This window comes from Arthrobacter sp. K4-10C (assembly GCF_059090085.1).
Map to the genome: position 1 here is coordinate 172,396 of NZ_JBNHFI010000010.1, position 21,131 is coordinate 193,526.

Here is a 21,131-nt window from a genome sequence, read left to right on the forward strand (position 1 = left end):
AGTAAATCGTCGATTTCAGCTCATGGTTATCAGTAGAATTGACAATGTGAACATCACCTTGAACCCCTCGATCACGCTGCGGCAGGTTCTCCACTTCGTGGTGGCGGCCGAGACGGGAACCATGAGCGAGGCGGCACGGCGGCTGCACATGGCGCCGTCGGCCATCTCCATGTCCATCGCGGAACTGGAGCGGATCGTCGGAGCGCAGCTCTGCATTAAGCGAAAGTCCAAGGGACTCACCCTGACGTCTACGGGCATCGTTGTATTCCGTCAGGCGCGCCAATTGCTGGACCTCGCGGACGAGATCGCGTCGCTGTCTAAACGGGACAGGACGGACATCCGCGGACCACTGACCGTCGGGTGTTTCATGCCGCTGGGACCCACAATCATTCCCCCGATGCTGGCCGACTTTGCGGACCAATGCCCGCATGTGGAGGTCGATTTCATCGAGGGGTATCACGAGGACCTTCAGGAGCGCCTGCTCAACGGTTCCATCGATGCCGCCTTCGTCTACGACATGGACATTTCCCCTGCGCTCAAGACGGCACCGCTGCTGTCCGTGGAGCCTTACATTCTGCTTCCGGCGGACCATCCCCTGCGCGAGGCGGAGGTGGTTTCGCTCCGGGACGTGGCCGCCAGTCCGCTCATTTTCTTCGACGCTGCGCCCATCTCCACGCGCATCCTGGAGATGTACCGCGATGCCGGGCTCACCCCGGACATCCGGCACCGCTCACGCAGCTATGCCACGGTGCGATCCCTGGTGGCAAGCGGCCGCGGCGTTGCCGTGCTCTTCCAGCAACCTATGCTGGACGCGCCATACGAAGAGCTGAAGGTTATCCTCAAGCGGATTGCCGAGCCCCGCGTCCACACCCGGGCCCAGGCCACCGTTTCCCTGGCCTGGACCCGGAGCATGCGGCTCAATGCCCGCGCCCAGGCGTGGGTGGATGTCGCCGTCGAACGCTTTGGTTCTGCCGGCGCCCTTGCTACGGGCAGCTAAGCAATCGGGCGCGGGAGTCCAAGGTTGTCCCGCAGGGTGGTGCCCTCGTATTCAGACCGGAAATAGCCGCGGTCCTGAAGCTCCGGGACCAGCTTGTCGCAGATGAGCTGGAACCCGCCCGGGTTGAAGGGTGCATTCAAGTTGAAGCCGTCGCAGGCCTTTGACTCGAACCAGTCAACCATCCGGTCGGCCACCTGGGAGGGAGTGCCGGCCATCCACTGATGTCCGGTGGAACGGGCCAGGTCCACGATCAGCTCGCGCAGCGTCATGCCCATGTCCACGCTCTTCTTGCGGTAGATCTGGTAGCGGCTGCCCAGCCTGGGATCGTCAGAAAACCATTCGGCCGGGATCGCTTCATCGAACTCCAGCTCGGAAAGGTCCATCTTGAGATCGGCGCCCACCTGCTTGCGGCCGTTGCCCAGGTGGACGTAGCCGGCCAAGTCGTTCGCGAGGTCCAGGGCTTCCTTCCCGGTGTCGCCGAGAATCGGCAGGATGCCCGGAATGATCTTGACGTCGTCGGGGTTCCTGCCCTTCTCGGCCACCATGTTCTTGAACTTGGTGTAGAACTCGATGGACGGTTCCTTGAACGGCTGGGCGGTGTAGATCCCATCGGCCACCGACGATCCCAGATCCATGCCGGGTCCCGAAGATCCCGCCTGGACCAGCACCGGCCGCCCCTGCGGCGACCGCGGCATGTTGATTGGCCCCTCAACTTCGAAGAACTCGCCTTTGTGCCGGATTGCCTTGAGCTTGCTCCGGTCTACGTACTCGCCGGAGGCCCTGTCAACGATGATGGCGTCGTCGGACCAGCTGTCCCAGAGCCGCTGCACCACGTCCACGAACTCAGTAGCCCGCCGGTAGCGCACGGCCGGGTCCGGGATGTCCTCCACCCCGTAATTGCTGAAGCCGTCCGACGACGTGACGATGTTCCAGCCTGCCCTGCCATTGGACATATGGTCCAGCCCGCACAGCTGCCGCGCAAGGTTGTACGGTTCCGAAAATGAGGTGGACATGGTTCCGATCAGGCCGATGTTCGTGGTCCTGGCTGCCAGGGCTGCGAGCACGGTCATGGGTTCGTAGAACCCGTTCATTTTGATGTCGCCCCGCATGACGGTGTTGGCGTGGACGATGTCGCCGAAGAATACCGCGTCCAGCTTTGCGGCCTCGGCCATGGCCGTCAGGTCTGCCACGAAGTCCAGGTTGCCAAGTTCTTCGGCCCGGCTTCCTTCCATCCGCCAGCTGTCCTTGTGGTAGCCCGCGGGCAGCATGAAGGTGGTGAGCACCATGTGATTCTTAGGCTTCATCGCCTGGTCCTTTCGTGATGTGCGCCAATACCGGCGCGTCGCTTCATTCAGCATGGCAGGCAGCCCTTGATGCGTAAATGTAGAATTATCAGCGCAATGAGTTCAAATTAATTGATGAATGTACCAATGGAATCCACCCCAGAGGTGAACCAAGCCGGGCCACCTGCAACACAGGTATCGGGTCCGCTGCCGGGCGGCCATCCCGGGGCGCTTAGGCGGCGTCGAGCCTGAGGCGTGAGCCTTCACGCGTGAGGCGTACTGCGGCGAGACCTGCCGCCAGGACCACGATCCAGAACACCGCAACCATCCATACCCCGCCGCCGGCTGCGAGAACGAGGCCGGTGGCGATCATGGGGGTGAAGCCGGCCCCGATCATCGAGGCCCCCTGGTACGACAGGGACGCCCCCGTGTAACGGACCCCGGTGGGAAACTGTTCGGAGATGTACGCGCCGAGCGGGCCGGCGAGCGCCCCCTGGACCACCCCGTTGCCGATCACAACTGCCACCGCAAAGCCCCACAGGGTCCCGTTCGTCAGCAGCATGATCAGGGGAAAGGCAAGGATGATGGCCGCTACGCCAGCGCCGGTAAGGACAGCGCGCCGGCCAATCCGGTCACTGAGGCGTGCAGAGTAGAAGCAGACCGCCACCGTCACCACAGCCGCAACTCCCTTCCAGTTCAGGACGCCAGAACGGTCCACGCCGCTTTCCACAGCCATGGAAACGCCCCACACAGTCAGCAGCCCCTGGCAGGCATAGAATCCCAGGGTTGCCACAAGGGTGACCACCACCAGGCGCGGATGATGGCGGAGCACCTCTAACAAAGGCGGGTGCTTGACCTTGGCGGCTTCGGCGTCGAGCTTCTGGAAGACGGGTGTCTCTGCCACCCTGAGGCGGATAATCATGCCGATTATGATCAGCAGGGCGCTGAGCAGGAACGGTATCCGCCAGCCCCAGACCAGAAACTGGTCACCGGTCAGGGCGGAAACGGCGGAAACCACAAGCGTGGCCAGCAGTCCGCCCGCCGGTCCGCCGGCATTGGCGAACGCGGCGGCAAGGCCGCGCTTTTTGGCCGGAGCGTGCTCCAGGGCCATCAGCGTGGCTCCGCCCCACTCCCCGCCAACGGAAATGCCCTGGATGACGCGCAGGAGCACCAGCACCACCGGCGCGGCCACGCCGATCTGGGCCGTTGTTGGCAGGAGACCGATCAGGACGGTGGCGCCGCCCATCATGAGCATCGACAGCACAAGCATCTGCTTGCGGCCCAGGCGGTCGCCGAAGTGGCCGAAGATGATGCCGCCCAGCGGCCGGGCCACGTATCCCACGGCGAGCGTCGCGAAGGAGGCAAGCAGGGAGAGGCCGGGGCCGAGGTTGGCAAAGAAGACCCGGTCGAACACCAGGGATGCAGCGGTGGCATAAAGGATGAAGTCGTAGTACTCGATGATGCTGCCGATGAGGCTGGAACCGAGAATCCGGCGCATGTCCTTGGTGTTCAGCGAGTCAGTCGCGGGTGGCCTTCCGCCCGACGGCTGGTCCACGGGCTTCTGGCCCTTCCGGGCGGTTTTCGGGTTCAACATGATCTCTTTTCGGAAGCTGTGAGAGTTCGGTACCGGCGGCGTTGTTGGTCAAGTACCGAAGCAACCCCTTCACTCGCTTTTACAAGCATGACGCAGATCACAGGGGAAGGCTAGTCGATTAAGCATAACCGCGGCGAAAGTATTTAATTCCCGGAAGGGGTACCAGGACTTTGAAGCTGAGGACCGTGAAGCGCCTCAGCGGTGGAGTCCGCTGAGGGATCGCCGGTCCACGGGAGAAAGACCGAAGCTGCGGAAGTCAAGGGGGCGGTAGCTGCCCCACATGTTGAACCAGTTTTCGTCCTCGCCCCACACGACGGGAGGCCGGGAGTCGTCGTAGATCTGTTCAAGGTCTGTATAAAGCTCGACGACGGCGCCGGAGGATTCCACATAATATGCGGCGATGTTGTGGCCGGCCCCGTGACGGACCGGACCCCATATCAACTCCCGCCCAAGCTTGTTCAACCGGTCGCCGAGCTTGCCGAGGTCGGCAATGCTTTGCGTCTGCCAGGCATGGTGGTGGAGGGTTCCTTCACCCCGGACCAGGGCGATGCCGTGGTGGTCCGGGTTGCAGCGCATAAAGTAGGCAAAGTCGTCGCCGATCACGTCTGAGAGGCGGAAATCCAGGACCCGGTGCAGGAACCGCATCATGCCGCGGACGTCCCGCGGGTGGAAGTTAATGTGCCCATAACGGTCGGGACCGAAGGATTGCTGGAGGGCGATATTCTCCTGCATGCCTACATAGATCTCGAAAACGAAACCTTCCGGACCGATAAATGAGAAACCGTCATCGATGCCGGCACCGCGGGGCCTGCTGCTCAGGATGGTGAAGTTCTCGTCCTCCACCCGCCCGCGGATCTCGCGCAGCGCATTGCCGTCCGCTGCGACCAGGCCAAATCCGTCCACGCCGTTGACGTCGGACTCGACGTAGACAAGTTCATGGTGGACGTCGTTGGCGGCCAGGTACACGGCGTCGGCCGTCCGCTCCGTTTCACGCAGGCCAAGGATCTGGGTTGCGTCAAAAACGGACTGACTGAGGTCCGTCGTTTGAATGCTTACGTGGCCCATGGCGCTGATCAATCCCCAAGACATCCTTGTCTCCTACTCATTGCACCGCTCTTTCGGATCCGGGTTCCCGGATCCGCAACTCAGAAAACACTATCGTAGATAGAATCGATTATCTAGCAAAAAAACAAAAAACCTCAGGTACCGCTCCTACCCACCAGTAGATTTGGTGTGTAAGGAATCGTCCGGTAGCACGACGGCGGCAATGGCCGTCTCGCTGCTGCTGTTGCCTTTCGTCGGCGGCAGCCTGCCCCGTGCCCTGGCGCTGATGACGGTATGGGGCGCGGGCATGGGAGCCATCGGCATCTATCACCTGCCAGCCGTCCTCCGCGCGGTTCCGTCGCACTCGTAGTGGCCGGCCCGCTGCTCGTGCCCGCCGCCGCTGCCGTCCCGGATATCGCCGCGCTGGTCATCACCTACGCCGGCCGAAAAGCGGCCTACCCGCCTGGGCCGCGCGAATCAACGTCGAAGCGGCCCCTGCCCGCCCGACTGCCGAGTCAGGGCTTGATGGCTGGGAGGAGACGGTAGGCGAACCTTCCTTCCAGCCCACCGTCCGGGCTCATGGTGAGATCCGCCCCTTCAGTGGGCAGCAGCACGGGCGCCCTGAACTCCGCCCCCGTGCAAGGCACCTGCACGGGGGCCAGGATTTCAACGCCTGCCAACGTGGACACAGACAGCTCAGCCCAAGTCGGTCCTGCGCAGACGAAGTGCAGTTCGTACCGGCCCGGTTCGGCCATGAGTGGCCCGGTGGTGGTTGTGTTCCCGCCGCTGGTACCGCGCAGCTCCCCGGGGACAGGCGGCTGCAGTTGCTGCGATGACCATTCCGACAAGTCCTCCAACTCCGAAGCCCTGCGGTCCGGGTTGGTCTGCACCTTCACCCCCGTTGCGGACGGCTTGCCGGTGGGCGGAATTGCGCTGATCGTGATCGGCCCGCCGTCGTGCCTAACGAAGCGGTCCAGCGTGGAGCCGCACTCAAAGCTGGATGCCTCCGGCGCGCCGTCCGACTTTACGATGGTGAGTTTCGCTCCGTGAACCCCGGCACACGCGCCTGTGACCATGTAGTCCCCCGGCGCCAGGACAAGGAACAGCTTCCCGGCGGGCTCCGCCTCGGAAGGCATGCCGGGGTCCGTTGGGGAAGCCTGGAGCAGACGCGCCACCTGGTTGACGTTTTCCTCGAAAGACCGGGGCTGCGGTGTGGCTGCCGGCGAGGATGCTGCACCCGGTTGCTCGTCCGCACCGCTGTACTCGCACCCCGCCAGGGCAATGACCAGAAAGCCCACAACGAACAAGACTCTTCCGAGCCGAGCCGGCATCCCCCCATAAGCTGACATGGCCCCGAGTCTATGGCCTCCTGCCGCGGCGGAAGCTGCCCGTCCTCCACCCGGCCAAAAGCGTCCCGCAACAGCTCGCTTGCCTTCATCCAAGCGGGCAGTGACATCTCCACTGTTCACCCGGCGTTTGGGACCCGGTTGCCGGGTCCTCCTACTGTCGGCGGTACGGCGGCGATAGTCGCCGCAAAAAAACGCGGAGAGGCGACGATGACCAGCAAAACCGATCAACTCAACTTCAGCAGGCGCGCTGCCCTGGCAACGGCCGGCGCCCTCGGTGCGCTGGGAGTTACAGTGGCTGCGGGAACCGGGGCTAACGCAGCACCGGGAGCGAAGGCACCCAAGCCCGCCCTGGCGTTCCGGCCCGACGGACGCTTCAAGGTGGTCCAGTTTAACGACACGCAGGACGACGAGCAGACGGACCGCCGCACCGTCGAACTCATGGACCGGACACTGGATGCGGAAAAGCCGGACTTTGTGGTGATCAACGGGGACGTCATCAACGGCGGCTGCGACTCCGAACTGGACGTCAAGCAGGCGCTGAACCATGTGGTGCAGCCGATGGAAAGCCGGAAAATCCCGTGGGCCGTCACGTTCGGCAACCACGACGAGGACTCCGCAGCAAAGACCGGGATGACCGAAGCCAAGATGCTGCAGTTCCTGCAGAGCTACGGGTACAACGTCAACGGCGACTCCACCGACGGCGTCACGGGCACCTCCAACTCGCTGCTGCTAGTGCAGTCGTCCACGTCGAAAGACCCGGCCTTTGGCCTGTGGCTCATCGACACCGGCCGCTATGCCCCGGACACCATCAACGGGCAGGACTTCGAGGGCTACCCCGACTGGGACTGGGTACGGATGGACCAGGTCACCTGGTACCGGAACCTCTCCATCGCCACCGAGCAGAAGTACGGCCGGAAGATCCCGTCCCTGATGTGGGGACACATCGCTCTCCACGAGCACCGCAACATGTGGTTCGCAAGCCTGGACTCCCGGACGGACGCGGACCACCAGCGCGCGGTGAAGAAGCACAAAATCGTGGGTGAGCGGAACGAGGACGAGTGCCCCGGCCCCTTCAACTCCGGGCTGTTCAACGCCTTCCTTGAGCGGGGGGACGTCCGCGGCTACTTCGTGGGCCATGATCACGTTAACACCTACGTGGGCAACTACTACGGAGTGGAACTCGGCTACGGACCCGGAACAGGGTTCGGCGCCTACGGGCTGCCCGGCGCCGAGCGGAACAGGCTCCGCGGCGCCCGCGTCTTCGAACTGGACGAAAACCACCCCGGCATCTACACGTCGACGCGGCTTATTTTCGCCAAGGACCTGGGGATCGACCTGACGGCGGACGACCAGCCGATCACTCCCCTGCCCCTGGACCCCGCCCAGCTTTAGAGGCCGCCAGCCTTAGGGGCCCGCCTGAGGCTGGCACCGCCGTCGTACTCCCCCGTTCTGAACCTGCCGCCGCAAGCCCCCGGCCGCACCACCAGGGGTACCCTGAAGCCATGGACTCCGAGGTCCGGAACCTGTCCCTCCGCACCGGCATCACTGTGCCGTGCATCATCTGCGGGGGCGCGGACGCGAAACCGTTGCTGCTGCTTCATGCGTGGGGTGAATCCCGCCGCTGCTTCGACCGCCTGTTGCCTCGGCTGACCGGCTTGCGGGTCTACGCACCGGACCTCCGCGGCCAGGGCGAGGCTGACAAACCCGATCACGGCTACTCGCTGGCGGAACAGGCTGAGGACACGGCGGCCATTCTGGACGCCGTCGGCGTGGAGAGGGCGTTCGTCCTCGGCTCCTCCAGCGGCGGCTACGTTGCCCAGCAGCTGGCCGCAGCCCAACCCCGGCGGGTGGCCGCGCTGGTCCTGGTGGGGTCGCCGCTGAGCCTGCAGGGACGGGCGCCCTTCGCTGACGAGGTGGATCGGTTGACCGACCCCATTGATGAGGATTGGGTCCGGGCATCGCTCTCCTGGTTCACCCTGCACCACCCTGTGCCCGGCTGGTACCTGGAGGACCGGGTACGCGACGGCGTCCGGATGCCCGCCCGCGTGTGGAAGAAGATCCTGGCCGGGCTGACCACTGCCGCCCCGCCCACGGAAGCGGGCGCCATGCAAACGCCCGCACTGATCATTTACGGCGGCCAGGATGACCTGCTGCCGCTGCAGGACCAGCAGGTTCTGGCCACCCGGATTCCAGGCGCCGTGCTCAAGGTCTATCCCGACGCCGGGCACCTGGTCCTGTGGGAGTGCCCGGACCGGGTGGCCGCGGATGCTGCGGCGTTCCTTCACGAGCTCGGCTGAACGCGGGGCCGAAGCCGGAGCCTTACACTCCCCTTTCCGCCGCACCATCTCCCCGATCCATACCGGCGCGAACGGGGACGTGCAGTCCGGCGGCGTCGGGTAGTCCTTGAGCACCTCCAGCCGCTCACCGATTGCGAGCGCACGCCCGCGGTGCTCGGCGTGCTCGATCCCGATCTGCGCCAGGCAAGTGTTCATCGCCCATTGCAGCCGGTCCGGCGCGTCCTTCATCTTCGCCCTCGATCACGTCCAGCACGCCCGGCAGGTCCAGCCCTTTGGGCATCTTCACTTACCTCTTCTTCACCACGTAGTTCACCAGCCAGTCGTGCACCTTTGGGGCGCGCGTCTCCCGCAGCATGGCGTCCAGCCCGTCCCGCCCGAATGCCTGGCGGTTTCTCACAAACGTCGCAACACCTAGTGGAAGTGGTGTTGTTTTATGCGCAGTTCGACGCGCCGATCGAGGAAAATGGGGCCTCCGGGCTTGGTTGAGAAGAGGCCCTTTGTATGTTCAGCTCATGAAAGAAGGGCACTCCAACCGGGCAGCATGCAAGATCCTTGGGATCAACCCGATCACGGGCCCTCGCTGGTTGAATGGACGCAACGGGGTCGAGGGCTTAGTGCAGCAAGGCCTGGATCCGAGGCCCCGCAAGGCGGTTCCGGCGGCAGCTGTTTCCAGCCGCTATTTGTCAGAAGACGAACGCATCTTCATTGCCGACCGGCTGCTGGTTCGGGCAAGTCTGCAATCCATCGCTCGTGATCTTGGCCGGTCCCCGTCCACAATCAGCAGGGAGTTAGCTCGCAACCGTCCCGACTCACGTCGCTATCATCCGTTCCGCGCCCAGAAAATGGCACAGAAGAGACGGCCAGGCCAAAGCTGGCCAAGCTTGCAGGTGACGACGAGTTGCGTCATTACGTCGCGGAGTGCCTGTCGAAGCGGTGGAGCCCTCAGCAGGTCTGCCGGGCCTTGAAGAAACGGTTCCCCGGTGAAAGGCATCGGCACTTGGCCCCTGAAACGGTCTACCGCGCGCTTTACCATTTGAGCATCCGCCCCGTTCCAACCGGGTCTGCCCGGCTGCTGCGATCGGGTAAGTTCAGCAGGCGGCCGCGGTCCAGGACCAAGGTGAAGCCACGCCAGTACATTGCTAATGCTCTGAAGATCGGTGACCGCCCAGCCCACATCGCCACCAGGGAAGAAGCAGGCCATTGGGAAGGCGACCTCATCATGGGCAAGGGGAACAAATCAGCGATAGCGACACTGGTGGAACGCTTATCCCGGCTCCTGATTGCGTTCGCGCTCCGCCCAGGGTCCACAACATGCGTGACCAACTCATTGAGGCCATGGGGGTCCTGCCGGCCACGCTGCGGAGGACCTTGACATGGGACCGGGGCTCCGAGATAGCCAAGCACGCCGAAGTCACCGCGGCGCTGGGAACTCTCGTCTACTTCTGTGATCCGGCCAGCCCCTGGCAACGTCCTTCGAACGAGAATGCCAATGGCCTGCTCCGCCAGTACTTTCGTAAGGGTGCAGACCTCAGCACGGTAGAACAAGCTGAAGTCCGCTTCGCCGCCGATGAAATCAACGGACGGCCGCGAGCCGTCCTCGACTGGGATAGCGCAACCGCGCGCTTTGCTTCCCTCCAAACCGCTGCTGCACGTCAGACCAAGGCGGTTCCCGACGGCACTGAAAAAACGGCTGGGCTGCCCACCGCCGGGGACAATTCACTAGGGTTATCCACCGCTACTGCGACCAGGGAGCTACCCCACCGGCTCCCAATCCCAGCCGTGGATAACCGGAATTGACCCCAACCGTGGACAGCGGAAGACACGACGGAGCTTCCGCTGCGGAGCCCTCAGAGGAAAGTTCCGAGCATGGTCGCACGGGAGAAGCGTTTCCCCATTGACCCTTCCTGGCGCGCTCACTAACCACGAAGGCGCACGCCGGGACGCGCGCGGAGCTGGGATGTAATCGTTTAACTTCTCGGGATTAAGCATTTATATTTCTTGTGGCCACACGACAGCTTTGACGATTCGGGCAGGGAACGGGACGCGCATGAGCGAGCAGAACTTAGGCACTGTGATGAGCAAAGAGGTGCCTGCGGGCAGCCCGAAAGCTCCCGACTGGCTGGCGAACGCCGTGATTTACGAGATCTATCCGCAGTCGTTCGCGGACTCTAACGGCGACGGGATCGGTGACCTTCCCGGCGTGCGGGAACACCTGGACTATCTGCAGTGGCTGGGGGTGAACGTCATATGGTTCAACCCGTGCTTCGCCTCGCCCTTCCGCGATGCCGGCTACGACGTTTCGGACTACCTCACCATCGCCCCTCGCTACGGAACCAATGACGACATGACCGCGCTCATCCAAGAAGCGAATGCGCGCGGAATCCGGGTACTGCTCGACCTGGTGGCCGGTCACACCTCTGTTGACCACCCATGGTTCCACGCGTCCATGAGCGATGAATCCGATCACCGTTACATCTGGTCGAACCGTGCCGGTGAGGGCTTTGTCGCCTCGCCGGGCAGCCGACCCGGCTGGTACCTGAAGAACTTCTTTCCCGAACAGCCCGCGCTGAACTTCGGTTACGCGCGGCTGGCTCCGGAAGAACCGTGGCGGCAACTGCCGGATGCGCCCGGGCCTCAGGCTAACCGACGTGCCCTGAGGGAAATCATTGGGTACTGGCTGGATCGGGGCGTCGCGGGTTTCCGGGTCGATATGGCCTTCTCGCTGATCAAAGACGATCCGGGCCTAGTCGAAACCACAGCTCTATGGCGAGAGCTGGCGGAGTGGATGCACGGATCGTACCCGGACGCCGTCCTCCTCCCCGAGAGCGACGAGCTCAGAACAGTAGACGCCGGAGTGCGCGGCGGCTTCGATGCGGACTTCTCGCTGGTCATTCACGAGGAGCACAGCGCACTCTTCAATAACGGAGGCGCCGGCCTACTGCCCTGGCAGCACAGCACCGAGCCCTGCTACTTCGATCCGGATGCTGACGCCGCAGAAGGCACCCGCGCTTTCGAGAGGTTCCTCAACCTCTGGAATCACCACCTCGAAACCAACGGGGCCGACCGCCTCGTCGTGCTGCCCTCCGCCGACCACGACTTTTCTCGGCTGGCCTGCGGGAGCAGAACGGCGGAACAACTCCCCGCGGCCTTCACCTTTTTGCTGACCTGGGGCTCCATTCCGTCGATCTACTACGGCGATGAGATCGGCATGCGCTACCAGGAAGGGGTTCCCGAAAAGGAAGGCAGCATCTGGACACCCACCTTCAACCGGGCAGGATGCCGAACACCAATGCAGTGGGACAGCTCCCTTCCCAACGCAGGTTTCTCGGCCGCACCCCCCGACAGGCTGTATCTCCCTCAGGATCCCGACGCCAACCGGCCAACCGTAACGGCGCAAAAAGACGATCCACACTCGCTCCTGAACTTTGTCCAAGGCCTGGTTCAATTACGTAAATCAACACCGGCGCTGGGAACCAAGGCGTCCAGAAGACTGCTCTCCGTCGGCTATCCTCTCGTTTACCTAAGGAACGAGACGCATCTCATCGTCATCAACCCGCTTCGGCGCGCAACCCGAATATCGGTCGAGCTTCCTGAGGGCTGCACCGCGCGGCACCTCTTCGGCAACGGCGTAGGAGTCGATGAAGGAACGGTTCACGCCGATGGCTTCGGCTGCGGCGTCTTTGAACTCACCCGCCCCGGAGCCAAAGAGCCGAGGACTGAGACGTCGCATGGCTGAAGTGAATCGAGCGACGATCAAAGACGTCGCGACACTGGCGGGACTCTCCATATGTACGGTGTCACGGGCGCTCAGAGGACTGCCTAAGGTCTCGGCGTCCGCCCAGGCCAAGGTGGAAGACGCGGCCGAGAAACTCGGATACCGGCCCTCAGCCGCGGCCTCCCGGTTGAAGGGCGGCCGCACTGGTGCCGTGGCGGTCGTCGTTCCCAAGGCCACGACCTGGTACTTCTCCCAGGCCGCGGAGGCGGCTGAGGAAATACTCGCCGACGGAGGCCTCGATCCAATACTCGTCAGTCTCCGCGGGCAGGACCACGTCCAGTCGCGGATATTTGATGACCCCACGGATCTGGCCCAAAGGGTCGACGGGGTACTCATGATCGACGTCGACCTCACCGCCCAGCAGACCGCAGCACTTTCCGCAAGTGGCCTCGAAGTGGCGAGCGTCGGCATGCATGAGGTCCCTTGGGACAACGTCGGCATCGACAATGTCGCTGCCGCTAAAGAAGCGACCACGCGGCTATTGGTGCTGGGACACTGGGACATCGCCTTCCTGGCCGGCACTCAAACCGGCAACGGTAAGACCCGGGCGACCGAGGAGCGCAAACGGGGATTTGAGTTGGCCCTGGCCGAACACGACGCTGTCGTGCACCCTGACTGGGTCATCGAGGCGGGGTACACGATAGAAGGCGGACGCCAGGCCATGTCTGAACTGATCCAGCACCGCGGGGACCTCCCCACGGCTGTCTTCGCTGGATGCGACGAGGTCGCCTTCGGCGCGCTCATGGCACTCAAGGAACACGGACTCTCATGCCCTGAAGACATATCCATGATAGGCATCGATGATCATCCGATGAGCTGGGTCCTTGGCCTGACCACTATCTCCCAACCCGTCGCGGACGAAGCGGCGTTCGCCGCCTCCCTTCTCCTCGACCGGCTGCAGAAACCCGACGGAGCCGGCAACCCCACCAACCACCACCTCCCCACAACCCTGGCCGACCGCGCCACCATCCGGCGCAATCGCACCTAACCGGCACAAGAGCATCTGTCTGCACTTCCGAACGCCGTGAGTGTTCGGAAGACGGGTCCTCGGACGGGTCGACCAGTTCACCACGCGGCCCACTATGGGACTCGTGGTCTGCCTTCCCGGAGGACCCGTCCGGTGAAGTGCACCGTGAAGGACCTTCTCCGACGCGCAGTGAACCAGTAGTCGTCCAAGACACCGCGGTGCCTGCAAATGCCAAACAGGGATACTGTTACCTTCAAAGATACTGTTACCTTCAAATCGAGCCCGTTGCGACGATCGTTGGAAACCGCCCCTGTGGCCGGCAGACCAGCAGCGCCAGCAGCCGTGCCGCGGTATCGCCCGTCTCCCACAGCCGGTACGCCAAGTCCTGCTGCGTCTTGAGCCGCTTCGCGAGCGCGCGCAGCTGGCCGAGGTTCACGCCGTGGTCGTCCCCGCGCTTTTCGTTCGCCTCCCGCATCTTGGCGTCCTCAAGGCCGGCCAGCTCGGCCAGTACCTCGTCCAGCGGCGTTCCCGCCGTCGTTTCCGCCACGCCTGCCTCCCGTCCGTCACGCTTTTGTATTCAGCGTACGACGACGGCAGCGGACTTCCGGAACTGCGCCGCCGTTTGGCGCGGGGTTGGCTAGAGTGGGAGCCCGACTTCGAGGAGCAGTGATGGAGAACAATCCGACCGCCGCCGGCCCCGACGATCGCGGGCCCTTCTACCACGGCACCAAAGCAGATTTGCAGCCCGGGGACCTGCTGGTGCCCGGCTACGCCTCCAACTACGGGGGACGCAAGGCGGCCAACCACATCTACTTCACGGCAACCCTGGACGCGGCCACGTGGGGCGCGGAACTCGGCGCGGGCGAGGGAGCCGGCAGGATCTACCGGGTGGAACCCACCGGCTGGTTCGAGGATGACCCGAACCTGACGGACAAGAAGTTCCCGGGCAACCCCACCCGGTCCTACCGCACCCGTGATCCGCTCCGGGTGGTGGACGAGATCCTGGAGTGGGAGCCGCACTCCCCCGAGGCGCTGCAGCACATGCGGAACCATTTGGAGGAACTGAAGCGGCAGGGCATCGAGGCCATCGACTAAGCCCGGCCACCCCCAGGTCAGCATGGGCTATCGGTCAGACGATTCCCGCTCCCTCGGTGCCTTGGGAAGCGCGGTGGCCACCGAAAGGGAGCCACCGCGGCACTGGCGCCAAGGCACCCTTGACACGGATGGGCTACGACCTCCTACCGCTCTTTAACACACCGTTGCCACAACTGGCGCCATGAGGCCAGGAATGCTCTTTGGTCAGGATCTGGACGCTGACGTGCGCAGCGGTTTCCTCGGACGGAACAGCCGGTGGGGCCGTGTTGACGGCTTCATCGTGCCGAGGCTGGCGACTGAAACGGCCAGAACCGAAGCCAGCGCCAGTGCGGTGGAAGGAGCGAGGATGGCCCATGGGGCACGCTCCACGTAGTTGATTCCTTCGGCAAGGATCAGTCCCCATTCCGGGGAAGGCTGTTGCGGGCCGAGGCCGAGGAATCCGAGGGCGGCCAGAGCGAGGGCGATTCCCGGAACCCGAAGCATGGCGTGCCTGAATACCGGGGGAAGGACTGCTGGGAGGATGTAGCGCCACAGGATGCGGGCCCGGCCCACGCCCAGGACTGGAAGGATCTTTATGTACGGTTCGGCCCTGGCCTCCTGGGCCAAGGCTGCCGTGTGCGCGGCCAGCGGTGCCCAGCCGACCAGGGTCACCGCGATGGCCGCCCCGTGCGCGGAAGGGCCGGTGATTGCTGCCACGATCAGCCCGACAAGGATAGGAGGTGCTGCGTTGGCCACTTCCAAGGGCCCGGTCGCCGCCAGCGGGAACAGTCCGATGATGATGCCAATAGCCAGGCAGGCCAGGACCACCAGCAGCGCTGTTCCCAACGTGGCGACCGATCCGTGGCCTACCCGTGCCAGCAGGTCGCGCCCGCTGGAATCAGCGCCGAAGGGCAACAGCAGGGTGGGGGCGGCGAGTTTTGGATGACTGGAGCTGAAGGGGTCACGCAGGAGCCCTGCGGCGATGATGGCCGAAAGCGCCCCTGCACAGCTGAGGGGCACCACGGCCTCACGCCGGCTCGAGGTGCGCGCATGTCCCGTTACGGGCATCGTGCCGGAACGAAGCGCGGCGCCAAGCAGTGCGTAGCGGGCTGCCGCGGCAAGGGAACCTACTGCGGCCGCCAAAGCCAGGAGCGCCAGGATCCCTGCCTGCAGGGCTGGGATGTCCTGGGCACTGGCTGCTCCCAGGATGGCCCGGCCAAGCCCGGGGATGGCAAACACTTTTTCCACCGCGACCGCCCCGCCGGTGAGGCCGATGACCACGAGGGCGGTTTGGTTGAGCACGGCCGGCATCGCCCGGCGCAGCACGGCGCCGGTGATCTGTGCCGGGTGGGCGCCTGCCATGGCCCAGGTTGCTGTCCATTTTTCTGCGAATGCGGTGCTAATCGCGTCGGACAGCAGCCTTCCGATCAGGCCGCCGGCTGGCAGGCCAAGAGCCAGTGCCGGAAGCACTGCATGGTGGAGTCCCTGCCAGCCGTAAGGGGGGAACCAGCCCAGCCAAACCGCGCCAATGACGAGCAGCATGGCGGCGAGCAGGAATTCAGGAAGGGAAGTCAGTGCGGCCGCGGCCGCACCGGATTCGCGTCCGGGTTTTCCTGCCAGCCCACGGACCACAGTGGGGATGCACAGCAGGACGGCTACGACCGCAGCCACCACAACGGCGCAGGCCATCAGGGTGGTGGAGACGCCCAGAGCAGCGATGGTTCCGGGCGCGACGGGGGTGTTGGAGATCCAGGATGTTCCAAGGTCTCCGCGGACAACTCCGCCGAGCCAGTTGAGGAAGATATGGAGGGGCCCCTGGTCCAGCCCGAGTTCGTTGCGGATCATGCCCAGCGCTTCATCGGTGGCTTCCCGGTCCGCGTACCTGGCGCGCAGGATGGTGTATTCCGGGCTTTGCCCGGACAGCCAGGGCAAAAGACCGATCAGCATGACCATCGCACCGAGCGCCAGAACGCGGGAGATGGCCGTTTTGATGAAGGCCGGGCAGCGCCGCATTATCCCGAGATCCCCGTCTTGCTGGTGATCAGCGCACGTTCACGGGGGTCACGCTCCACGTCGCGGACCTTGGCCGATTCGCCCTGGATGACCCGCTCGTGCAGCAGCGGCACAACGGCGTCGTTGGCCAGGATCAGTGCCTCCGCTGCAGCAATGGCCGCCCGGCGCTCCTGCCCTGCCGGTATCGCGGCAGCTTTGACCAGTGCCGCGTCCACGTCCGGGTTGCAGAACTGGGCGATGTTGAACGAGCCGTTGCAGGAAAAATCGCTGTAGAGGTATGCCACCGGATCACCGGAGTCCAGGACGGTGGCTCTTGAGAGGATGAAGGCGTCAAATTTGCCGTCAAGGGCGTCGGACTCGATGTGCTGGTATTCGCGCACATCCTGTTCCACGACGAATCCGGCCGCTTCGAGCTGTTGTTCGATCTGCACGGCGACCTCGGGCAGTTCGGCGCGGTCCGTGAAGGTGCCCAGGCTGATCCGGACACCGTCGACAGGAGCGGCCGCCGGCCGCTTGGTCAGCGTCTCCACATAGGAAGTAGTTTCGCGTTCCGCTGCCGCCCACGGCAGCGCCGGTCCGAGCAGTCCGCCGGCTGAATCGGCGCGTCCTTCATAAACGCGTTCCACGAGGGTGGCCCGCTCGATGGCCTCACGTGCTGCTGCCCGGACGGCAGGGTCCGCGAACGGCCCCGACTTGTTGTTGAGGTAGAGGGTGTTTGTCCTCGGCATCGGCACTTCGTGGACCAGCGCGGGGTCGATCTGGGCTGCCTGCCCCACAGGGATGGCTTCGATAACGTCGGCGGTTCCGGTCCTCAGTGCTGCGGCCCGGGCGGTGCCGTCGGGAACGAACTGGACATCCAGGCCGCTGCTGGCCGCCTTTTCACCCCAGTAACCGTCGAAGCGGTTCAGCGTCGCCGAGGTGGTTCCGTCCACCGAGACCAGGACGTAGGGGCCGGTGCCTGCGTTTATGGGGCTGACCGTACCGCCGGGCTTGTAGGCGGACGCGGCCAGGATTGACAGCTGAGGGCTCGACAGGCGCTGCGGGAGCAACGGATCATCCGTCTGGGTGGTGACCAGGACAGCGTTGTCACCGTCCGGGATCGCTGTGAGCTGGACACCGTCCAGGATCCGCGGTATCGGGCTGGCGTTCGCTGCGGCCATCAGGGACGCTGCGACCTGCTCTGCGGTGAGGGCAGTGCCGTCGTGGAACGTGACCCCGGTCCGCAGTTCAAAGCGCCAGGTCCTGCCATCGATTTGTTCCCAGGCCGTAGCAAGCGCTGGCTGAGCGTCCCCCAGAGCGTCAAGGACAATGAGGGTTTCGGCGGTCTTCCAGCGGGAGAGTTTGAAAGCGTCATCGCTCAGGGGGGTGAGTCCGGAGCGGGGCGGCTGGAGCATGGCCACTTTGATGCGGGCGTCGCCATCTCCGCCATCTGCTGCCGGGGCAGTCGCGGCTGCGGAAAAGCATCCGCTGAGGCTGAGCGTCACCGCTGCTGCCAGGAGCAGCGCGGCAGCTGTCTTTGGGCGTGAACTGGCCATCGGTCGTTACCTGTCTTTCATTCGTGGAGGTTATCGATGCTGGAGTGGCCGCTGTATCGTGCTGGCTAGAATTGCCGGGCACGCTTCAGGAGGCCCGAGCCGTGTAATGGTTTCGGCATCAACGCCTGTCCGGTGCGCGGGAAGACGGGGAATCGCGGCGATGAGCTGGCGGGTGTTCGGATGCTGGGGGTTTGCCAGCAATTTGGAAGTGGCACCCTGCTCTACAGCCTGCCCTGAAGACAGGACGACCGTGTGGGTGCAGAGTTGAGCGACGGCGGCCAGGTCATGCGAGACGAAGAGCAGTCCCAGCCCGTCCCTGATGACCAGTCGCTCCATTAGGCCCAGGACCGTTTCACGCAATGGCAGGTCAAGTCCGCTGACCGGCTCATCGGCGAGCAGAATTCGTGGTGAGGTCACCAGCGCCCGGGCAATGGCTACCCTCTGGTTCTGGCCCCCGGACAGCTCCCCGGGCCTGCGGCCAATGAGTTCCGGATCAAGGTCCACCCGCTCCAGGGCTTCCCGGACCAGGGAGTGGTGATCTCCGCGGATCCGGAGCTGCTGCAGGGGCTCAAGCAGCAGCTGGTCAACCCTCATGCGCGGGTTAAGGCTGCTGGCCGGGTTCTGCGGCACATACTGAACGATTCGGCGGTACCACCGCAGTGAGGACACGGATCCGGCCTTGACGGTGGCGCCGTCAAGCTCTACGGTGCCGGCTGCGGGTTTTTCCAGAGCCAGCAGGGTACGCAGCAACGTGGATTTGCCGGAGCCGGAGCTTCCTACCAGTCCGGTGCTTTGCCCGGCGGTCACTGAGAGGGAGACGTTCTTCAGCGCATCCACGGTCCGGCCCCATTTCCACGGGCCGCCGCTGCGGTAACTGCGGCTGAGGTTCAGGCCCCGGAGTTCGGTACTCATGATCCTGCCCCCTGGGTGGAGGCGCACGTGCTGGCCTCTGCAGCTTGCACCAGCTGGCGCGCATAGCTGTGCTTAGGGCTGTCCAAGAGCTGGTCCATAGGTGCTTCTTCGACGATCCGGCCGGAGTGCATGACCAAAGCGCGTGTGCACAGGGAAGCGGCGACAGCCAGGTCATGGGTGATGAACAGCATTGCTTGTCTGCTGCCGGTACTGTGCCTGAGTGCCTCCAGGACCTTGGCCTGGCTGATGGTGTCCAGAGCGGTCGTCGGTTCGTCCGCAATCAGGACAGTGAAACGGCAAGCGAGGGCCAGCGCGATGCAGACCCTCTGCAGTTGGCCGCCTGAGAGCTCGCCGCTATGGCCGGACAGAACCCGCTCCGGATCCGTAAGGCCCACAGACATGAGCAGGTCGGCGGCGCGCTCGCGCGCTTCAGCACGGGAAAGGCCGGCCTTCACCAGCGGAAAAGCCAACTGGCGGCCAAGCCGCACCATCGGGTTCAGTGCAGTAGCGGGGTCCTGATGAACCACGGCGAACTCTCCGGTCCGGTCCAGCCCGCGCCTGCCTAACACCGTTTCCCTGCCATTGATCTGCATCGAACCGCTGGCGGTCATCCCGTCCGGAAGCTGCCCCGTTACGGCGGACGCCGTCAGCGACTTACCCGAACCGGAGGCACCCAGCAGGGCGACGCGCTCACCCGGGGCCATCCGGAAGGAGACTCCGGCGACGAGTGCCCGACCCCGCAGAGAGACGGTCAGATCGCGCACCACGAGGGCAGATGTCATGGAGGTACTTTCAAGAGTTGGATTAAGGGGCGGCCCCGCTCCAAACGATATCAAGAATCATTCGCAATAGATAAATTGGAAGCACCAACAGCTGGTGACACCGACCCGGAGACCCGTTCTCAGAATGGGACGCCTACGGGTGGCAGTCACTTCTCCCGCGGCACCACCTGGCTACGAGTCGGTAGTGTCTGACCATGGACGCCGATACCCTGGTCAATTTCCTGCTGGTCCTCTTCTTCGTGCTGCTGGGCTGGGTGTTCGCCGGCACGGAGATGGCGCTGGTGTCGCTGCGCGAAAGCCAGGTGCGCCGGATGGAGAAGGCGGGCAAACGCGGTGCCCGGATCGCCGCACTGGCCGGAAACCCCAACCGCTTCCTCTCCACCGTCCAGATCGGCGTCACCCTCTCCGGCTTCTTCTCCGCCGCCTACGGCGCCTCAACCATCGCACCCGACGTCGAACCACTGCTGGAGGCCGCGGGCCTGGGACCGGCGGCCGAACCGGCGGCGTTCATCGGCATGACGCTGCTGGTGGCCTATCTGTCCCTGGTGCTGGGCGAACTGGTGCCCAAGCGGCTGGCGATGCAGAGCGCCGTCGGTTTCAGCAGGGTCCTGGCCCCGCCTCTGCACGTCCTCTCGAACCTGATGCGGCCCGCCGTCTGGCTGCTCTCCGTGTCCACCGACGCGGTGGTGCGGCTGCTTGGCGCCGACCCGAAGGCGAAGCAGGAAAGCGTCAGCCCGGAGGAACTGTGGGACATGATCGCCCAGAACGACACGCTCGAGGAACACAGCCGCAGCATCCTCACCGACGTCTTCGGTGCCGAAAGCCGGTCCCTTCAGGAAGTCATGCGCCCCCGCACCGAGGTGACTTTCATTGACGGCGGCCTGTCCGTCGCCCAGGCACGCAGCCTGGTCCGTGCCGGTCCGTACTCCCGGTACCCGGTGATTGACCACGGCCCGGATGAGGTGCTGGGCTTCATCCACATCCGCGACCTCATCCCCGGCAACGGAACGGACGACGGCGCCCCGGTGCGGTCCATCGTCCGGGAGATCCTGCCGCTGCCGGGAACCAACAAGGTGGTGCCATCCCTGTCCAGGATGCGCCGGCTGGGCCAGCACATCGCCCTGGTGGTGGACGAGTACGGCGGCACGGACGGCATCGTCACCCTCGAGGACCTCGTGGAGGAGCTGGTGGGCGAGATCTACGACGAGTACGATGCCGGCACGGACCCCGAGGACCGCGTCACCGTTGACAACGGTTCAGTGGACGTCGCCGGCGGGCTGATCCTTCAGGAGTTCAAGTCGGCCTCCGGGATTTCCTTGCCGGAGGGGCACTACGAGACGGTGGCCGGGTTCGTCATCGACCGGCTTGGCCGTCTGCCGCAGCTTGGGGACCAAGTGGAGGTTGACGGACACGTGCTCACGGTCACAGGCATGGACCGGCTGCGGATCGCCCGGATCCGGGTGACCCCGGTGAAGGCGCTGCCGGAGCAGTCCTAGGGATCTGTAGCCG

17 protein-coding genes and 3 pseudogenes are annotated in these 21,131 nt (G+C 64.4%); 10 read left to right on the top strand and 10 right to left on the bottom strand.

Annotation, left to right across the window (positions count from 1 at the left end; genetic code table 11):
* Positions 1-46: 46 nt before the first annotated feature.
* On the top strand, positions 47-997 hold the full coding sequence (locus AC5RUU_RS15395) for a LysR family transcriptional regulator (protein WP_493976067.1): 951 nt from the start codon (positions 47-49) through the stop codon (positions 995-997).
* Here the strand turns inward: AC5RUU_RS15395 and AC5RUU_RS15400 are convergent.
* From AC5RUU_RS15400 to AC5RUU_RS15410, 3 genes are all read right to left on the bottom strand, one after another.
* Positions 994-2,301, bottom strand: a complete 1,308-nt coding sequence (locus AC5RUU_RS15400; protein WP_493976068.1) for an NtaA/DmoA family FMN-dependent monooxygenase — start codon at positions 2,299-2,301, stop codon at positions 994-996. The two genes, AC5RUU_RS15395 and AC5RUU_RS15400, sit on opposite strands and share 4 nt — an antisense overlap.
* Before the next feature lie 211 nt (positions 2,302-2,512).
* Positions 2,513-3,874 (bottom strand): MFS transporter, encoded by a 1,362-nt coding sequence (locus AC5RUU_RS15405; RefSeq protein WP_493976069.1) that lies wholly within the window; start codon positions 3,872-3,874, stop codon positions 2,513-2,515.
* 195 nt (positions 3,875-4,069) lie between these two features.
* Positions 4,070-4,963, bottom strand: coding sequence for a VOC family protein (locus tag AC5RUU_RS15410; protein ID WP_493976070.1), 894 nt, complete (start codon positions 4,961-4,963; stop codon positions 4,070-4,072).
* A 142-nt stretch (positions 4,964-5,105) separates the two neighbouring features.
* Here AC5RUU_RS15410 and AC5RUU_RS15415 point away from each other — a divergent pair, with 142 nt between their 5' ends.
* Positions 5,106-5,288, top strand: a complete 183-nt coding sequence (locus tag AC5RUU_RS15415; RefSeq protein ID WP_493976071.1) for a hypothetical protein — start codon at positions 5,106-5,108, stop codon at positions 5,286-5,288.
* A gap of 145 nt (positions 5,289-5,433) precedes the next feature.
* On the opposite strand, the gene AC5RUU_RS15420 is transcribed toward AC5RUU_RS15415, so the two are convergent.
* On the bottom strand, positions 5,434-6,216 hold the full coding sequence (locus tag AC5RUU_RS15420) for a hypothetical protein (RefSeq protein ID WP_493976072.1): 783 nt from the start codon (positions 6,214-6,216) through the stop codon (positions 5,434-5,436).
* 258 nt (positions 6,217-6,474) lie between these two features.
* Here AC5RUU_RS15420 and AC5RUU_RS15425 point away from each other — a divergent pair, with 258 nt between their 5' ends.
* Positions 6,475-7,659: a metallophosphoesterase family protein gene (locus AC5RUU_RS15425; protein ID WP_493976073.1), complete on the top strand. Its 1,185-nt coding sequence runs from the start codon at positions 6,475-6,477 to the stop codon at positions 7,657-7,659.
* Positions 7,660-7,769: 110 nt separating this feature from the next.
* Positions 7,770-8,564 (top strand): alpha/beta fold hydrolase, encoded by a 795-nt coding sequence (locus AC5RUU_RS15430; protein ID WP_493976074.1) that lies wholly within the window; start codon positions 7,770-7,772, stop codon positions 8,562-8,564.
* A 33-nt stretch (positions 8,565-8,597) separates the two neighbouring features.
* Here AC5RUU_RS15430 and AC5RUU_RS15435 read toward each other — a convergent pair.
* Positions 8,598-8,973: pseudogene (locus AC5RUU_RS15435) on the bottom strand (DNA alkylation repair protein); the annotation flags it as partial.
* 103 nt (positions 8,974-9,076) lie between these two features.
* On the opposite strand from AC5RUU_RS15435, the gene AC5RUU_RS15440 reads away from it, so the two are divergent.
* The 4 genes and pseudogenes from AC5RUU_RS15440 to AC5RUU_RS15455 all read left to right on the top strand — a co-directional run bounded on the left by AC5RUU_RS15440 (position 9,077) and on the right by AC5RUU_RS15455 (position 13,327).
* Positions 9,077-9,529, top strand: coding sequence for a helix-turn-helix domain-containing protein (locus AC5RUU_RS15440; protein WP_493976075.1), 453 nt, complete (start codon positions 9,077-9,079; stop codon positions 9,527-9,529).
* Positions 9,463-10,361, top strand: a pseudogene (locus AC5RUU_RS15445) (IS30 family transposase). Before AC5RUU_RS15440 ends, AC5RUU_RS15445 begins: the two are co-directional and overlap by 67 nt.
* Positions 10,362-10,611: 250 nt before the next feature.
* On the top strand, positions 10,612-12,300 hold the full coding sequence (locus AC5RUU_RS15450) for an alpha-amylase family glycosyl hydrolase (protein WP_493976076.1): 1,689 nt from the start codon (positions 10,612-10,614) through the stop codon (positions 12,298-12,300).
* Positions 12,293-13,327, top strand: a complete 1,035-nt coding sequence (locus tag AC5RUU_RS15455) for a LacI family DNA-binding transcriptional regulator (protein WP_493976077.1) — start codon at positions 12,293-12,295, stop codon at positions 13,325-13,327. The genes AC5RUU_RS15450 and AC5RUU_RS15455 overlap by 8 nt, the downstream gene beginning before the upstream one ends.
* Positions 13,328-13,616: 289 nt before the next feature.
* On the opposite strand, the pseudogene AC5RUU_RS15460 reads toward AC5RUU_RS15455, so the two are convergent.
* A pseudogene (locus AC5RUU_RS15460) lies at positions 13,617-13,853 on the bottom strand (DNA alkylation repair protein); the annotation flags it as partial.
* A 122-nt stretch (positions 13,854-13,975) separates the two neighbouring features.
* Here AC5RUU_RS15460 and arr point away from each other — a divergent pair.
* Positions 13,976-14,401, top strand: coding sequence for an NAD(+)--rifampin ADP-ribosyltransferase (arr, locus tag AC5RUU_RS15465; RefSeq protein WP_493976078.1), 426 nt, complete (start codon positions 13,976-13,978; stop codon positions 14,399-14,401).
* Between the two features lie 204 nt (positions 14,402-14,605).
* Here arr and AC5RUU_RS15470 read toward each other — a convergent pair whose 3' ends face one another.
* Genes AC5RUU_RS15470 through AC5RUU_RS15485 form a run of 4 tightly spaced genes read right to left on the bottom strand, consistent with a single transcriptional unit; the run spans position 14,606 to position 19,622 of the window.
* A complete protein-coding gene (locus AC5RUU_RS15470) occupies positions 14,606-16,393 on the bottom strand; it encodes an ABC transporter permease subunit (RefSeq protein ID WP_493976079.1) in 1,788 nt (595 codons plus the stop codon).
* Positions 16,393-17,928 carry an ABC transporter substrate-binding protein gene (locus AC5RUU_RS15475; RefSeq protein ID WP_493976080.1) on the bottom strand — a complete coding sequence of 512 codons (1,536 nt, stop codon included), beginning with the start codon at positions 17,926-17,928 and terminating at the stop codon, positions 16,393-16,395. The genes AC5RUU_RS15470 and AC5RUU_RS15475 overlap by 1 nt, the downstream gene beginning before the upstream one ends.
* A 30-nt stretch (positions 17,929-17,958) precedes the next feature.
* Positions 17,959-18,840: an ABC transporter ATP-binding protein gene (locus tag AC5RUU_RS15480; protein ID WP_493976081.1), complete on the bottom strand. Its 882-nt coding sequence runs from the start codon at positions 18,838-18,840 to the stop codon at positions 17,959-17,961.
* The gene (locus AC5RUU_RS15485; RefSeq protein ID WP_493976082.1) at positions 18,837-19,622 is read right to left on the bottom strand and encodes an ATP-binding cassette domain-containing protein; all 786 of its coding nucleotides are present in this window, start codon (positions 19,620-19,622) and stop codon (positions 18,837-18,839) included. The genes AC5RUU_RS15480 and AC5RUU_RS15485 overlap by 4 nt, the downstream gene beginning before the upstream one ends.
* A 194-nt stretch (positions 19,623-19,816) precedes the next feature.
* Here AC5RUU_RS15485 and AC5RUU_RS15490 point away from each other — a divergent pair, with 194 nt between their 5' ends.
* Positions 19,817-21,118: a hemolysin family protein gene (locus tag AC5RUU_RS15490; protein WP_493976083.1), complete on the top strand. Its 1,302-nt coding sequence runs from the start codon at positions 19,817-19,819 to the stop codon at positions 21,116-21,118.
* Positions 21,119-21,131: the final 13 nt, after the last annotated feature.